At 42.2% G+C, this 16,968-nt stretch carries 15 protein-coding genes; all 15 read right to left on the reverse strand.

The genetic code is table 11. The features are described 5' to 3' along the window. Nucleotides 1-133: 133 nt before the first annotated feature. From Q8R38_05615 to Q8R38_05685, 15 genes are read right to left on the reverse strand one after another with little or no spacing between them, the layout of a single operon-like run. A complete protein-coding gene (locus tag Q8R38_05615; GenBank protein MDP3791499.1) occupies nt 134-1,537 on the reverse strand; it encodes a sugar transferase in 1,404 nt (467 codons plus the stop codon). Then, nucleotides 1,534-2,667: a glycosyltransferase gene (locus Q8R38_05620; protein MDP3791500.1), complete on the reverse strand. Its 1,134-nt coding sequence runs from the start codon at nt 2,665-2,667 to the stop codon at nt 1,534-1,536. Before Q8R38_05620 ends, Q8R38_05615 begins: the two co-directional genes overlap by 4 nt. Continuing rightward, the gene (locus tag Q8R38_05625) at nt 2,576-3,766 is read right to left on the reverse strand and encodes a glycosyltransferase family 1 protein (GenBank protein MDP3791501.1); all 1,191 of its coding nucleotides are present in this window, start codon (nt 3,764-3,766) and stop codon (nt 2,576-2,578) included. The genes Q8R38_05620 and Q8R38_05625 overlap by 92 nt, the downstream gene beginning before the upstream one ends. Further along, nucleotides 3,763-4,875, reverse strand: coding sequence for a glycosyltransferase family 9 protein (locus Q8R38_05630; protein MDP3791502.1), 1,113 nt, complete (start codon nt 4,873-4,875; stop codon nt 3,763-3,765). The genes Q8R38_05625 and Q8R38_05630 overlap by 4 nt, the downstream gene beginning before the upstream one ends. A 5-nt stretch (nt 4,876-4,880) precedes the next feature. Next, a complete protein-coding gene (locus tag Q8R38_05635) occupies nt 4,881-5,933 on the reverse strand; it encodes a glycosyltransferase (protein ID MDP3791503.1) in 1,053 nt (350 codons plus the stop codon). Nucleotides 5,934-5,935: 2 nt separating this feature from the next. Beyond that, nucleotides 5,936-7,066, reverse strand: a complete 1,131-nt coding sequence (gene wecB / locus Q8R38_05640; protein MDP3791504.1) for a UDP-N-acetylglucosamine 2-epimerase (non-hydrolyzing) — start codon at nt 7,064-7,066, stop codon at nt 5,936-5,938. Then, entirely contained in the window at nt 7,063-8,196 is a 1,134-nt protein-coding gene (locus tag Q8R38_05645) for a glycoside hydrolase family 76 protein (GenBank protein ID MDP3791505.1), read from the reverse strand. Before Q8R38_05645 ends, wecB begins: the two co-directional genes overlap by 4 nt. Next, nucleotides 8,193-8,768: an acyltransferase gene (locus Q8R38_05650; protein ID MDP3791506.1), complete on the reverse strand. Its 576-nt coding sequence runs from the start codon at nt 8,766-8,768 to the stop codon at nt 8,193-8,195. The genes Q8R38_05645 and Q8R38_05650 overlap by 4 nt, the downstream gene beginning before the upstream one ends. Next, nucleotides 8,744-9,712 carry a GDP-mannose 4,6-dehydratase gene (locus Q8R38_05655; GenBank protein MDP3791507.1) on the reverse strand — a complete coding sequence of 323 codons (969 nt, stop codon included), beginning with the start codon at nt 9,710-9,712 and terminating at the stop codon, nt 8,744-8,746. The genes Q8R38_05650 and Q8R38_05655 overlap by 25 nt, the downstream gene beginning before the upstream one ends. Further along, nucleotides 9,712-11,433: a formyltransferase family protein gene (locus tag Q8R38_05660; GenBank protein MDP3791508.1), complete on the reverse strand. Its 1,722-nt coding sequence runs from the start codon at nt 11,431-11,433 to the stop codon at nt 9,712-9,714. Before Q8R38_05660 ends, Q8R38_05655 begins: the two co-directional genes overlap by 1 nt. Beyond that, nucleotides 11,430-12,350, reverse strand: coding sequence for a glycosyltransferase (locus Q8R38_05665; GenBank protein ID MDP3791509.1), 921 nt, complete (start codon nt 12,348-12,350; stop codon nt 11,430-11,432). The genes Q8R38_05660 and Q8R38_05665 overlap by 4 nt, the downstream gene beginning before the upstream one ends. Nucleotides 12,351-12,360: 10 nt before the next feature. Further along, nucleotides 12,361-13,923 carry a glycosyltransferase family 39 protein gene (locus Q8R38_05670; protein ID MDP3791510.1) on the reverse strand — a complete coding sequence of 521 codons (1,563 nt, stop codon included), beginning with the start codon at nt 13,921-13,923 and terminating at the stop codon, nt 12,361-12,363. Continuing rightward, nucleotides 13,916-14,857 carry a lysylphosphatidylglycerol synthase transmembrane domain-containing protein gene (locus Q8R38_05675; protein MDP3791511.1) on the reverse strand — a complete coding sequence of 314 codons (942 nt, stop codon included), beginning with the start codon at nt 14,855-14,857 and terminating at the stop codon, nt 13,916-13,918. Before Q8R38_05675 ends, Q8R38_05670 begins: the two co-directional genes overlap by 8 nt. Next, the gene (locus tag Q8R38_05680; GenBank protein ID MDP3791512.1) at nt 14,850-15,479 is read right to left on the reverse strand and encodes a hypothetical protein; all 630 of its coding nucleotides are present in this window, start codon (nt 15,477-15,479) and stop codon (nt 14,850-14,852) included. The genes Q8R38_05675 and Q8R38_05680 overlap by 8 nt, the downstream gene beginning before the upstream one ends. 1 nt (nt 15,480) lies before the next feature. Further along, a complete protein-coding gene (locus tag Q8R38_05685; protein MDP3791513.1) occupies nt 15,481-16,968 on the reverse strand; it encodes an RtcB family protein in 1,488 nt (495 codons plus the stop codon).

Here is a 16,968-nt window from a genome sequence, read left to right on the forward strand (position 1 = left end):
GCTTTTTAGGAATAACTTCTTTACGATGAAAAAGCATATTGTGGATATAGCAAATATCTCTGTTGCGGAATTTGAAAAAGTAATACCTAGTAAAAGGAGATATATAGAAGCTTCGGTCAAAATATTAAATGTATTAATAAGCATTTTTCAGCGCAAATAGCGACATAAGTATTATTTTAAGATCGAACCATATCGACCAGTTTTCAGCATAATATAAATCATATTTGACCCTGGATTCTATCGGCGTTCCCTGCCTAAACCCATTCACCTGTGCCCATCCGGTCATACCGGCCTTTATATGGTGGCGGCTCATGTAGCGCGGTATGCCGTCTTTAAATTGATCTACAAAATAAGGTCTTTCCGGCCTGGGTCCAACAAGGCTCATATCGCCCTTGAGAACGTTGAATAGCTGCGGAAGCTCATCAATATTGTACATTCTTAGAAATCGTCCTATTCTTGTACATCGCTCATCATTTTCCTGCGCAAATACCGGACCTGTCTGAACCTCTGCCTCGGGACGCATCGTCCTGAACTTATATATTTTGAATATTCTGCCCCCTTCGGTCACTCTTTCCTGCAAGAATAAAACCATCCCCCTTGAATCCAGTTTCACAATAATGGCTACGAGGGCTAAAAAAGGAGAAATAGCGACGATACCAATGCCTGAAGCTAAAAAATCCACAACTCTTTTCAGGAACCTATTATGCGCATAATTCAAGGGCGATTCTTTTATCCTGATCAGATTTAAACCATTTATATTCTCCACTTCGAATTGCTGAATAAGAACGTCAAATAGGTCCGCTACTATCTTGAATGTTACCAGCCTTTTTTCCGATTCAAGTATCATGGCAATGATCTTCTTCCTGGGTAATTCAAGATCTGACAGTATTACCTCATCCGGCTTTACTGCGTTAAGAACCTCTTCGAAATTCTCAATGGACCCTAAATTTTTCATCAGGATAGGATATTCCTGCGTAACTTTTCTGGAAGATACAACACCCACGATATCGCCATATTGCCTGAAATACCGCTCGTGAGATTTGATTATCTCCATGCTTTCAGGCTTGCCGACTATAATTATCCTCTTTCTTGTTTTGGGCAAAATTCTTCTTTTATAAAATATGCCCAACAGATACCTGGAAAACGCGAGCAATATGACCAGGTTTACCCATGTAATAAATATCAGGGACCTGGAGTAAGCCCTCTCTCTGTAAAAAAACGTGCCTGCGAGAACAAAGAGCATCGTTATTCCGACGCTTTTAAATATGGAAAAGAAATAATCGATAAATTTTTTTGTAGGATCCGGACGATAAAGACTTTGTGAGTTCATTACCAAAATAAGAAGGACCGCTATCCATAATACGGGTAAATAGTAATGGTCCAAGGATGGTATGCCCAAAGGAGTTGAAAAAAAGTTGGAATGAAAACGTACTTCATACGAAAGAAATAGCGCGAAGAATATAACGAGAGAATCTCCCGCCATCAGGAGGCCGGAGAAGAACATGTTAAGCCTTTTTTTATTCAGAATGGATATCATACAATAACCCTTCCCGCCCTCTCCTTTACAAAATTTTTTATGCCGCTAACAAATTTATCTTCAGAAAATCTTTCAGCATTGTGCCTGCAATCTGTGGGATTAAACTCACCCTCTCTCTTTTCGAATTCATTTATAGCTTCTATGAGTGAATCCGCAGTCTGTTCAAAAAAGAATAACCCTGTGGGATTAGTATTTTTTGAAGCGCCATTTATAGGGATAACCGTCTCTGTCATGCCACCCAAGCCAAACGCTATTACCGGAAGCCCTAGGGCTTGCGCCTCTACGGGCGCTATGCCGAAGTCCTCGAAAGCCGCAAATAAAAAAGCTTTTGCCCCTTCACAAATCTTAACAACCTCGTCGTGATTAACCCATCCGGTAAATTTGATATTGGGAGAGCTTTTCTTGGCTTCCCATTCCTTCCGGACATTGCCATCTCCCACAATGACCAATTTTTTATCCGGCATCCTGTTAAAAGCTTCTATCATTATATCAACTCTCTTATACGGCACAAGGGCCGATACACACACATAGTAATCACCTTTTTTGCGTAATGGATTAAATCTGAACTTGTCAATTTCAACCGGAGGATATATTACTGTCGAATCTCGATTATATACATCCCTTATTCTGTCTTTTATGGTATTTGAAATCGCGACAAATTCATCTACCCTTGGCAATGTGTTCAAATCCCATTTCTTCAGATATTCACCAAATAATCGTACAAGCGATCTTTTCCATGGAGGGTATGAACCAAAATACTGATCAAATAGCACCCACATATAGCGCATAGGGCTGTAACAGTAACAAAAATGGAAGGATCCTTCGGGCTTTTTAACCCCCTTTGCCACACAATGCGAAGAGCTTATGACAAGATCGTACCCTTTTAGGTTAAAACTTTCCACCGCTAATGGGAAAAGAGGTAAATAATTTCTGTATTTTGTCTTGATGCCGGGGAAATTCTGTAAAAAAGATGTATGGATGGGCCGCTCTTCAAGAATAGAATCTACGGAACCCTTATCATGAATAAGCGTGAATAGTTCAGCTTGGGGGAATATTTTGCAGAAAACATTGAGGATTCTTTCTCCTCCGCGCATCCCCAGAAGCCAATCGTGAACTATCGCCACCCTCATTATAGATCTTTCTATATAATTCTACAGTTCTATCGGCAGTATCCTGCCAATTAAATCGCTTGGTATTTTCCAAGCCTTTGGCTATAAGCGCTTTTCTTATATCATTATTAGACAGTACATTATACAGATTTTCGTATATTTGGTCAATATAAGACGGGTTGACCGGTAAAATGCCATCGTGACCTATCTCTCTATGAACGGGTATGTCACTGCAGACCACGGGCAACCCACAGGATTGAGCTTCCAATATAGTGAGCCCAAACCCCTCGTACAATGACAGGTTAAATAAACAAGAAGCGAGATTATATATTACAGCCAGCTCTTTATCGCTTTCCACTTCACCTAAATACAGAACCCCATCTTTCTTTATATCAATATCCTGGCTTAGCCTGCCCACCATAACAAGATGCGCTTCGGGAACTCTTTGTTTGAGGTTACTAAAGGCATCTAAAAGAGTTTTTATATTCTTGTGTCTCCTGATGCTTCCGACATATAATAAGAATTTATCCGGCAGATTGTATTTTTCTTTTACACTTTGCAGGTATGCCGAATCAGTGATTTTTTTGAAAACATCATCGACTCCTTCGTAAATAACCGCCACACCGCGGCGGTGGGAACACATAAAACTACTTGCACACCGCGGCGGTAAAAACCTCTTCGACAACTCATCCTTCGTCGCCTGCGAAACACATATCACTGCTTTAGCAGACTTTAATATCCTATTCATCATAAACCTCATATACACCGGAGCTAATCTTCCGCTGGCCCCTTCCGGATAAATAATATGTATGAGATCATGGACAGTCGCAATAAGACTAAACTTTGCCAGAACAGGGATATTATAGTGAGGCACGTGAAGAATATCGTCCTTAATAATACTCTTTAGTTTTAAGAAACTGATCTGCTCCTGAATTGAATATATAGGATAGTCAAAATCTATGACATTCTTCTCTATACCTAAAAGCTTTTTTATTTTTTTCTTATTGCCAAGAAGATACAGGTCAACCGACCCAGCTTCTCCAATAAGAGACAAAAGACACCTTATATACCTGCCTATTCCTGGATGGTCTATCATTCGAGCATCGAAATACACCTTCATCGTTCAAGCCCTTTCACCGCATCTATTACCTCTTCGACAGATATCGATGTCATGCATTCATTAGTTTTTGCTTCGGGACAGATCTTGTTTTCACATGGCTTGCATTTCGTATCTTTATACACAAATTTTACATTCGGACTATTCTGAATCCACAATTGGGGTATATTGGTCCCGGAACATATTATTACCGACGAAACATTCAATGCCGCCGCTATATTGGCAGGCCCTGAATCAAGCCCGATAAAAAATCCTGCATCTTTGATCAAGTACGCCAATTGAGGCAAGTTAATACCCCCTCTCAGATCAATAACATCGTTAAAAATACCGGCATCTTCTTTGGAGCCTACGAGAAAAACATTATAGCCATTTTCTTTTAACCAATTAATTATCTTTTGAAAATTACCAATCGGCCACTCTTTGGCCTTTGCTCCGGCAAACGGATGCAATACAACGGATTTCTTGCTGCCTGGGCCGAACTCCTTTTTAATCTCGTTAACAACACTTATATCTTTATCGTTAAAATAAACTTCCGGCAGCCTGCTTTCTACCTGAATATTTATCTTTTCCAACAAAGATAAATTTCTATCAATTATATGGCTATCTCTATCATACCTGCCCTCTGCATGCAGAAGAAAACCGCCGCCGGTAATTGGGTAACCAACTCTATATCTTACACCTCCCAGCCACATCAATAATATCGACAAGAGATCGCCGCGGGAGTCTATCCCTATGTCAAAGGACAAGGCCTTTATGTCTTTTATTACACGGCTCAATCCCTTCAGCATAGATGACCTATCGTTACGCGCAAGATAAAAAGGCGAAAATGTTATTACTTTGTCTATATACGGATTTCTATACGCCAACTCTTTTGATACCGAGTTTATCAAAACTGTGATTTTTGCATCCGGAAATTTATTTTTAAGGTTTTTGAATAACGGGGTTGTGCATATAAAATCGCCTATGTGATCAAGGCGAACTACAAGTATTTTTTTTGGGCTTAACGGAACGGGCGGCTTTAAAAGCTTCGCGGGAAAAAAAATGACGCTCCCTATAATATCAAGGAGCGGGATAAAGAGCTTGTATCTATTTTTCTTAAATGTATATTTCATAGGCACTATATTTTCAGGATGCCCTTATATACTTCTATGTTTTTCCGTGCGGCAACTTCCCACAAAAATTCTTTCTTTATATGGTTTCTCAGATTATCATTCTTATCCTGGCGTAAAACTTTTTCCACGGCGCGCCTTATATCTGCCGGATTGGCAGGATTAAAATATTCCGCAAATCCGTGAAAATACTCTTTTGTACAGCCTTTATCCGTTGTCGCGATCTTTGCGCCGGCCAGGCCTGCCTCCAGCGCAGCCAAACCCGGTGTCTCAAACCACCCTTGCGAGACGAAACAAGCGCAAGTATTGTAAGCGGATTTTAAAAGAGGGTCTTCGTGCCCTAACCTTTCGATAAATACGACGTTGCCGCCGCCCTGGGATTTACACTTATCATAATAATCTTTATAATCAGAGACTGGGCTACCAATTATAACCAATGGCACCTCAAAACCCTTCAGGGCCCTTATCAGATTCAGCTGATTCTTTCTCGGTTCTATCCTCCCTACGGATAAAACAAATTTTTTTATCCCGTATTTCGATATGAAAATATTTCTATCACCTTCGGCGAAACTTTTGTCTACGCAGTTAGGTATTACATGCATCTTCTTCCCGTCTATCAGGAAGAGCCTTTCAAGCTGCCTTTTTTCGATATATGAATTGGGTACCAAGGCGTCTGCCAGAAGGAGCATCCTGCGCCTGCCAGAAGGAAAATACGGGAATAGAACTTTCGTAAGATGGCGGACACATGAGATCATTTTGCTCTTCATGCTCCCCTGTTCGTAGAGCGCCCTTTGGAAGGTTGAAAAGAATACGGGGTCCAGGACTATCTTTACGCCCTTATTTTTCGCGGTCTTCATCAATCCGAGGCAATCCTTTACGGCACCGATGACATGAAGGATATCGAAATCATCCAGTTTGTCATTCCACATATCAAAAAGCTTACAATAGATACCCTCTTTTTCCAGATACTCCCTTGTCTTAAGAAGCAGAATTTCGCCGCCGCCTATATTCTGGAACGCAGAAGGATATACGAAGAATGCGACCCTTATCTGTTTTGGCATATTCACCTTAAATTTTTTAACAATACAGAGAGCATCTTCTCTGCCGCGTGACCGTCGCCGAACGGGTTCGCCCAACCCCCTCTTTTATCAGCCATCTTTAAAGATGCCTTCAGGATGGTACCCGGTTTTATCCCGCCGAGCATATTTGAACCTACTTTCACTGTTTCCGGCCGCTCCGTGTTTTCGCGCAACGTAACACACGGCACTTTTAGTATACAGGCCTCTTCCTGAACCCCGCCTGAATCGGTCAGTATCAAAGAGGCACATGCCTCAAGATTCAGGAATGATAGAAAATCTACGGGTGCCAATACGCTGACATTGCGGCCGAATCTCAATTTAAACCTCTCCATCTTTTTTACTGTTCGCGGATGCGCCGGGAATATCACAGGCATCCTGAGAGTTTCCGCTACCAGCTTAATACCGCGCACAATCGATGAAAACCTCTCCTTCGAATCGACATTCTCCTGCCTATGCAAAGTCAGCAATATGTAATTATTCTTTTTTATTTTATGCACATTGAGAATGTTATTTTTTTGGCGGGCCAGCTTCAGATTTGCAGACACGGCATCGACTATAGTGTTGCCGGTTATATAAATATTTCCTTCAGGCACGCCTTCCTTTAAAACCAGACATTTTTCTACGGCGGTGGGTACAAACAGAAAGTCCGATATGTGATCCACTATGAACCTGTTTATCTCCTCCGGCATCGTCCTGTCAAAACTCCTCAAACCGGCCTCTACATGAGCGACTTTAATATCGAACCCCGTGTAACTTTTTGTGGTCGAGATCTTTTCTGCTGTCATTGCACCCGCAAGGACCGTGTTAGTATCGCCCTGGACTATGACCGCCCTGGGCATATCTTTCAAAAGTATCCGTTCGATCTCTATGAGCATTCTCCCGGTATGCTCGCCCTGCAGGTAAGGCGCTCTCGATCTTATATCCAGGCGATAATCCGGTTTAGGCAGGCCGAGTTCCTTAAAAAATACCCTGTCCATATCATAAGAATAGTGTTGGCCCGAGTGGATTATATTAAAAGGGATGCGCCTTTTCTGGCACAACCTTATTAGCGGAGAAAGTTTTATTATCTCGGGCCTTGTCCCCAGTATAAAAGTAAGAAGTATTTTTTTCCTCATATGATATATTCCAATACCATAGAATTATTTATCTTACCGACTGCAAGATAAAGTGCCTGTAATGCAAACATACTGCACCACGAGTTGCTATGATTCTGCCTGGCGCCATCCTGGTCGCTGCCATAAATAAAACCACCCCTGCTGCCCTGCTCAACATTCTGAAAAGATAAAAGTCTTTCAAGGAGTTTATTATTATCGGAACCGGATCTTATAAAATGAGAAAGCCTCAGTACCTGCGCCTGTATATCGCAGCGCTGATGCGCGATATCTATAGCTCCGCTGCCGGATATTCGCGTCGGAAATCCGCCGTTTTCCTGCTGAAACCTGGCTAACCACCCGAAGGCATCCCGCATGACATCTTTATACTTGTCGGTTTTAAGTTTATATGAATAATAAAGCATGCCTTCCAGGGTGTAGCTATAAGGATGAAGGTGCGACGTCCCTTCAGGCATGCCTGTTATGAACCTTTTATCTTTATAGAAATTTTTTATCGACGAATCTATCAGCTTCGCGGCCATCTCATTATAGGTATTGTCCTTTTTTACCGATGCCAATTCACACAGGCACAGCGCAAGCTTAGAGTGGAAACTTCCTGATTGGGTCGACCATTTCTCCGGAGATTCATATGCGTTATCTTTTTTGGTATCAAATACAGGATAGTACAGACCGATGTCTTTCGCCATCCTATTATTCAAAAATTTTATTGTCTTTTCCGCGCACGCCAGATAATCCTTTTCCCCAGTTATCTTATGCAGTTTCAGCATCCCGAAAGCCACCATTGCACAATCAAACGAATATATATTACCTCTTTCGAAAGAGTAATGTTCCACCACGTCTTTTAAATACTTCCGCGTCAGGACAGCTCCGCTTGCGTCAAGCGCGTCCTGCAATATCCACTGCGCCGCATGCCTGGCCTTCTTTATGAATAGCTCATTCTTTGTAACCGTGTACAAGAAACTCATGAGAGTTAAGGCGTAGCCTGTGATCTCTGAATATATATAAGGATGACTCTTATCTTTCAGGTCCTGCCAGGCATAGAAACCGCCTTCTTCGGATTGGATCCCTGAATTCAGGAACCAGCCTGCGGCAAGATCTATTCTATCTTCTAATCTCAATTCTGCTACCTTCATATAAGTACGGCCTTTTTACAACTCTTGCAATAATGATCCCCGGAACGCTTCTCTAATTTCTCCCCACAAAAACACACATGCCCTATTAAGCGGGCCGGGTTACCGGCAACTATGCCATGAGGCTCAACGTCTTTAGTCACGACAGCGCCTGCCCCGACTAAAGAATACTTACCTATGTTGATATCACAGAGTATCAGGGCTCCCGCTCCTATAGAAGCGCCTTTGCCCATGACCCATTCAGGAGAGCTTATATCCCGCGTTTTACAGTTTCTGGGGTTTTTATCATTGATAAAGCATGCTGCCGGTCCGATAAAACAATCGTCCTCGATCTTAATACCCCTGTGGATGAGGGCCTTGCTCATGATCTTTACATTGTTGCCTACCACAACTTTCCGGTCGATGAATACACCGTTACCTATTACACAATCTTCTCCTATTGCGGCATCACGCATGATCTGCGAAAAATGCCAGACCGCGGTCCCCTTTCCTATCCTGGCAGATCTATCCACTACAGCTGTTTTTGCTATGGTAACGCCCTTACCCGGATTTATCTTAGATTCTCTTTTGCCCATTCTACGTTTCTCCTCAATCCTTCCTCGATACCGATTTTCGGTTTCCAGCCGAATAGTCTTTCTGCCAGGCCGTAATTACAATTCAATTTTCTAACCTGTGCCGCCCTGTCGGCAGTATGCACTATCCTGGAATCGCTGCCTGAGATGTCTATTATCTTCTTTGCGATATAATTCACACTGACATCCTTACCATTTCCAAAGTTCACTGCATTTCCCACCGCTTTCGGATGAGAGCCCATAACAAGGAAGGCATCGATCATATCATCAACATATGTAAAATCCCTGGTCTGTTTGCCGTCACCGTGTATCGTCAATGTTTCGCCTTTCAGTGCAAGGTCTATAAATTTCGGTATGACATCGTAAGTATGACGCGGCCCATAAGTATTAAATGGTCTTATAATAGCAACCGGTATGTGATAGGTATTCCAATAGGCATAACAATATCGGTCAGCAGCTACTTTGCTTGCCGCATATGGCGATGATGGATAAAGAGGGTGCTCTTCACTGATTCTCCTGCCCAGCGTCATTCCGTATATCTCGCTCGACGAAGTGCATACGATCCTTTTTGTGCACTTCGTTTCCATAACAGCATGCAACATGTTCAGCGTCCCTAAAACATTAGTTTCCATTACTTCTAAGGGATGCGTAAAGGAATTAGGCACATAAGCATCGGCCGCGAGATGGAATATAATCTCCGGACAATTATTCTTTACCAGCGTCCTGCAGTCAGCACTTGCTATATCGCCCGTTATTATCTCTGCAAACCTTCTTTCCAGCGGCTTTATGTTCTTGAGGTTATATTGAGTAGTCCCTATGGTAGAATTACCTCGCACATAAACCGAGACTTTGGCGCCATCCGCAAGCAGTCTTTCCGCAAGATGCGAACCCATAAAACCGTCGGCCCCCGTAACCAATATTCTTTTACTTTTATAAAAACTTTTCATCAACAATCCCCTTTCATTTTTACAATAAATTTTTTCATTATTTTTCTTATTGGAGGCCCTTTTAACTCTTCTGCAGGAGTAACCCGTTCAAGATCAATTAATCGCCTTACGAACCTTTTAAGCATTTTATAACAATTCTCTTTTACAATGCTACCTAAAAAAGCGCTGCTCGGAAAGCCTGTTATGCATATGGCGCTGGTTGGATAGCAATTCTCGGCAGGTCTGCCTCTCCACCATTTATAAAATAACGTCATGTTGGAAGGTATGAGGGATTTTTTGGAAATAGCGTATTCCAAAATATTATTCAGTATGATCGGCACTTCTTTATATTTACTTGTATGAGCATACACGATAACGGGAAGGCCGCATGAGAGCATCTCATCTATAGCTCTCTTGTAATATGTTGTTATCTTATCGATATCCTTCATTCCCGCGTTTAAAAATAATTCGGGAGCTACGGGAAAGACCGGAACCTGCAGGACATTCGATATCCTGCTGCCCAAGCTGGGATATGTTGGAAGGCCCAAGTAATCATATGAAAACTCCGAAGAGTACTCATAGCCTTCGTCTTCTAATGCGCGCGAGAGCCCCGGATTCCACCTTCCTGCGGGAGAAACGAAGCCCTTTGTAGGAATGCCGAGGCCATCAAAAAATAACCGCGCCTTTTTAATATTATGGCGGTTGCTTTCATAATCGCCGTAGGTGTGATGATAAAACCCATGCGATTGTATATCGATACCCTCGTTGTGCCATCTTTTTATTAAGTCCTGTTTATCGGAAAAATTATCTGCATTGACAAATATGGTTATTGCATCCCGGTATTTAGTAAGCAAAGAGCTGAATGCAGAGATAGTATCCTCATGATATTCGTCTGCATCTATGCGCAAACAAAATATATTCGGATAGTCGATCTTCATGCCCTTCATGTAAGTAATAAGCGGCTTCTTTGCCACCTCTTCCACAACCGACACTGATCCGTCTCCAAAAACTTTGAGCACCGAATCGCGCTTCCGCCATTCTGACAGCCGTTTCTTTAGAGAGGCTTTTTCTTCGGGACGTGCCCTCCCGTATGTCTTTGAGAAATTACTGTCCTGCACCGAATAGACCTTAACTCCTGCCTCGATCCGGGAGATGGCCTCGTTTATTTTTTTCGCTCCCAGGTATATATTTTTTATCCTCAGACCGCCTATGGTATCACAAGGGTGTACACGCAGCCTTTCCTGTACTATTACATCGCCGGTATCGAGAGATTCGTCTATGAAATGGATTGAGACGCCGACCCTGTCAGGCTCATTATTGTAAAGGGCCCAAAACTCTGAGTCCGAACCGCGATAGAACGGCAGTATTCCAGAATGAAGATTTATAGCGCCTGCCGGCGCTATAGAGAATACCTCCTTCTTTAGTTTCCTCGTCCCGACAACCACAATCAGGTCGGGCCTGATCGAATTAAGAAAATCTACACTATCAGGATTATTGATATTTTCCGTAAACTTTACCTTTACTCCCCGAAAATCCCCGGCCATTTCTTCGAAACTTCCGTATTTTAATCTTCCCGCTGCTTTTAATAAAAGGCTTTTTATATCCGTCCTTAATCGCTCTACGGGCTTTTTCGCTCCGCCTTTTTCATACACTATGGCGCTTACTGAACGGCCCATCCTTAAAAGTTCTTCGGCCACTATCCTGCCGTCTATAATATCGCTTGTTAATATAGCCAGCTTCATTTTTCCGCCTCAAATATCTGTCTTATCTTTTTGTCGGATACCGCTATTGCCCGCAAGACATCTCTTCTACGGCGGATGACCCTGGGCAACATGGAAAGCGCCCACAGGCTGCCGGCAACCAGGTCAGAACGCATGCGTAAGACATTGTAAATGATCAGGAGTGGATATAAGAATATATTGGAAAAAAGAATCGCCGGGTCATGTATATTTTTCCATACAAATAGATACGCGTTTCGCGCCGCCATCTTCTGCCGCCTCCTCTCGCCATAGACCTTCTTGAAAGATGCGGAATCTTCATGATACGCTACTGCGCTCTCCTCATAAACACACAGCCATCCCCTCTGCCATGCCCTATAGCACAGGTCCATGTCTTCGTATGTGCCCGGCAGGTATATTGGGTCATAGCCTCCCAGTGCCATGAATTTTTCTCTGTCATACGCGGCAGTGCTTCCCACGAAAAAGGTATAATCATTTTTATTCATATTCTTTAACTTATTCCTGAACAATCCCGTTCTAACTGAAAAATCCATACATCCGCCGGTTATGTTCACACCCTCCTTATCCAGGATCTTTGGCGCAGCCACGAAAACCTTATCATCATTCAATCTCTCTATCAGGCGATCTATGCAGCCCGGCGCCATGTAAGCATCGTTATTCAAAAGAAGTATTATCTTTTCGGGTATCGTTCCCAAAAAATCATTGTATGATGCCACAATACGGTTGACCTTTGCAACCACAACATTAACTGAAGGAAAGTTCTCTTTTATAAAAGCGACGCTATTGTCGCTGCTCTTATTGTCAAGGACCGTAACTTTAACATTATGAGATGAGTTCCCCGCTTCTTTCACGACAAGCGGTAGATACTCCTTCAATATATCTACGCCGTTATAATTCAATATTACTATATGAGCATCCATCTCTAATACCTTAGTCCTTTACCGCTGCTTTTGAATAAGTGCTCCGTACTATATAGGTAAGCGAAAATGCGACGGCTATGACAAGTAGCAATAACAGGCCAAAGACCTGCATATTATATTCGGACCTTATACCAAGCACCTTTAAAAACCAAAAATCAAAATTATTATAACCAGACATACTACCTCTCACAGGAGAGATAAGTCTATAGTCGGGATTATATACAAACGGAATGTCTAACCCCTTTGTAATAAATATTATACGGGTAATAACCATCTTCCATCCTCCCAGGATGGGTGAAAGATCCGGAATAAAATTTACCATGTATTCCGGGATGCCAAGCTTTTCTTTGACAAAGAAATAAAATTTTGACTGATTTATAAGCATGCACGGAAGCATGATGAAAAAACCGGCAATAGACAAAACCCACGCCGCTGATTTTGCGGTTAAATTTTTATTATTTTCCAGAAAATCGCCTATCAAGAATATCAGAAATGCGACAGACGGCAAGAGATAGCGCGGCCCCCAGGCAAAGAGGGACCCGCGCCTGAAAGACATGGCAAAAAATATAAGGCTGGATATGAAGATAAGCAGAAAAAGGACCGCCTCTTTTTTTCTTTTCCCGGAAATTCCTGCCAAGCCTATAAAAGACAGGATAATGGGAAGATTAAAGATAAAAAATCCTTTTCCCGTGCTTATCAGATAATAATATAAGCCCTTTAGCACATGTGGCGCTTCCGCCACGCGCCCGGTGACCGCGAGCGCTTCCCTACTCCCGAATTTTAATAATTTTCCGTAAATAACATAATTATATGCTGTTATCAAAACAAGGAATACGGCTAAAACCGTTAACAATACAGAGGCATCCTTAAGAATCTCCGCCTTGGCCCGCGCTCCGCTGAATATCAGGCAACACGCATAAATAGTAAAGGCCGGCAGGAAAATTATTGCGGTTGACTTTGTAAAGACCGATAGCCCTATCGCAGTTCCTGCTAATAATAGATATTTTATTTCAGCGGAATTTTTGTACTTCAAGATAAAATAAAAAGCGAAAAGCATGAATAATATCATGACCGGCTCCTCAAACCCGGTCCTCGAATATGCGGGGGCCATTGTTGCCAGACCGTAGATGAAGGCCAGGATAATAGAAATACGCCTTGAAAAAAAAAGATTTGTGGAAATAATAAATATCAGCAGACAATTTATTGCCGATACAAGAGGGTTGGAAAAAGAAACAAAGAACATTGTTATGAAATCATGCGGGATGTTTTTAAAAAAATGCGCGGTTATATGACCTGTGTAAAAAAATACCGAAAGGATAACAGGCACGGCCAGACCTCCTCTGGAGCTGTATGTATTTCCGCCACTTCCCTCAATGCCCGACTTTTTCATATAGCCAAACCCATCTATATCGGTAGGGCTGTCATTAAATGCCAGGCTATGATTTAGCACGATGCTTTTTGCGGTAAGGTAATCCTCATAACCGTCTCCGCCGTAATGACCGATTGAAAATAAACAATACAAAGACATAAAGAATACCGCTATGGCTATGGCGCACATTCTTTGATTATTCATGCGAAAGAGCTCCTTTTTTCTTATCAAAACCGTGCCTCAATAAGATAAAACTGAATACAGGCCCCAATATGAACGTCAATGTCATCGTTATTATTCTGTCGGTAAGAGTCGCGAGCGCGCCGGATGCGAATGAGACATCGGTCAATGTAGAGACAGCTCCTACCGCAGCTTCTTTGATCCCGTAGGCGCCCGGGACTATGCTCATGAAATGCGTTATGATATTAAATGGAGCTATAAGCACGCAGGAAGTGAATGTAACGGGCAAAGAAAATATCCTGAATAGCACAAAATAACGCGCCGCCATAGACAATATTATCAGGAGATCCCAGAAAGAAAGGATCGTGATTGTCCTGGCGTCTTTACGAAGCACTTCCCATCCTTCAAAAAATTCATTTATCTTTACAAAGAGGCCCTTCTCGGGGAGTTTAATCCTCGGCATTAAAAAAAGCACCAGAGACCCTGCGATCATGCCAAAAAATAGCACTAGAAAAATTATTTTATCTATGCGGTGCGGCAGACCGGAGCATAAACTGAAAGCGAAACCAACCAATCCCGAAGCAAGGATCGTGATCAATCCTGTTGTGATCAATATACCCATGTATTTATTATAATCCAGATCATACTTGTTTTTTAAATACAGGCCGCAGGCCGCAGTGCCGCTTTTTGGGGCGAGATAATTATAGAAATTATTTACGCATGACATGCCGAACCATTCCTTAAATAAAAGCCTTATATTGAACGACTCCAGTATCTTCTTGGTCTTAAGCCCAAGGCATACTTTATTAGCAATATTAAGCAGCACCAGCAAAACAAGGAAATACGGCTTTATTGAGACCGCCTCTTTGATCTGATTAAAGTTCTTCTTTATATAAAAGGCAAACGCTGCCGTTATAATAATAATCAGCACTAGTTGTGCTATGTTTTTTTTAGACATATTTTCCGATGGCCTTTTCCAAATAATTTTTTACCACACCTTTGATATTGTCCATACTGCCTTCGGCTATCCTCACATTAGGCACTGCCCTGTACATATCGTCATACAGAACGCTCTTGACTATGAAGTATTCCTTATCGTATTCCCTTTTTCTGTCATAAGCCAGGGCCGGCTCCGACCTTAGAAAAAATACTATGTCCGGCTGTATTATACATTTCTTAAACATGACAAGGAAACCTTTTCTCATAATGCCCAAATACACGCCCTGCACGATATCGTCATAAAAATATCTGTCCGTAACTATGTTATGCTGTATATTATTTTTATATCTGTGATACTGCAAGTTAAAACACAAAAGATTGATGAACAGAACCATCTTTTTCATGCATTTCGAAATAAAAATAGATATACCGCCTTTTTTCTTTCTGAGATTTTCTTCCAGAGAGCGTTGTGCGTTTTTTGAAACTTTCCCGATAACCTTATGGAGTATCTTATGATAAAAGGAATCCCGTATAATATGCGAATATTCTGCCGTAATATTTCTTTTTCTTAAATAATCCAAGACAAATTCAGCAGCTGTAGTTTTGCCTGAACCATCGATCCCCGAAAAAGCTATTATCACTTTATCTCCACCCTTTAAGGTCCGCTAACGGCCGTAGCCTGGCCACCGGCTCTGCTATATTATTTTTTGAGATAACATCCAATATTTTATCTACATCCTTAAATGCCTTAGGCGCTTCTTCCGCGATATAACCATTGCCATAATCGTAAATCTTGACATTGTTTCCGCGCACTTCATCGATCACATTCTTTGCGTCAAAAATTTGCCTTGCCGCACCTCTATCCACCAGCCTTCCCGTGCCATGGCATGTCGAATAATAGGAGCCGGCGCATCCTTTTGTGGCAGCGCATAAAAAGGAATGCCGCCCCAAAGAACTGGGTAAAAGGACCGGCTGCCCTGTCTTCGAAAAAACAGGATGGCCGCTGAAATAGCGCGGCGGATATGCCCTGCAGGCGCCGTTCCTGTGCACATAATATTCCTCTCCGTCTATCCGTTCTTTCTGTAATGCATCGTGGTTACCGTCATACAGGATATTCAGGCAACCGCCGTCCTTGCCAAACGTCTTTTGCAGTGCGCGCTGTATGACAGAGGCCATATACGCCCTGTTCGCGTAACCAAAATTAATAGCGCAATAAGTACTTATAAGGTACGAACGCCCTTCTTCGTTATTTGCGTCTATCCCTTCGAATATAAAATTCTTTTTTTTGTTCCACTTATCCACCTTCCAGTATACAGTTGATTTGATCCTGTTTAAATTTTTATTAACTGACCTCAAGAAATCCCTGAGAATATATGATGACCCGAACATGCTGTAATAAAGCTTTTTATATATCTGCTGTGCGCCGAAAAGCTTTTTTGCTTTCTGAGAATAGAAATCGAAGATCGACTGTCCAAAATCTCTTGAATCGCTGTGTATCATGAAGCAAACCTGGCTCTTTTTAATGCCGAAAAGGCCGGCTACATCTTTATTGATTATATCGTCGATTACCTGAAGTTCTATAAAGTGATTGCCATAACCCAGGACCCCTATGCTGAAAAGGCCTATGTTCTGACACGCCTTCGGCACATAGGACATTATTTCAGTTATATCCGTTTTATCATTCTTAAAAAGAGACCCGTTGTTCTCAAAATTCATCAGGTCCGACGGATCAATGCCATGTTTTTCTACGGCCCAGCCCGCGCCTTCTTTTATGATATGCTTAAGATCGTCATGCGAAATTATAGGAGCATTTCTCATGGAGACCGAGATGTTCTTCTGCAAATATCCGAATATAGAATCCAGCGCGTTTTCGTTTATATCACCTGACGAAAATTCCGTCTTAATAAAAGACATTGCGCAGTTCGCGTTCACGAACTTCGGAAATATCCTGTCCTTTGAAAGAACGACTACGCCCGTAGGCGTATGGTAGGAATATTTGAAATGAACATCCGGCAGGGCCACTATCGGCCTGACAACGCCCTCGGTCCCGGCCATCTTCTCAAGTATAGTAGACGTATTTTCGTCTATACCGTAATCCGGGTGTGTAAATATCCTGACATTGCTGCTCAT

Source organism: Candidatus Omnitrophota bacterium, assembly GCA_030695905.1.
Classification (GTDB): domain Bacteria; phylum Omnitrophota; class Gorgyraeia; order 2-01-FULL-45-10; family 2-01-FULL-45-10; genus CAZHPY01.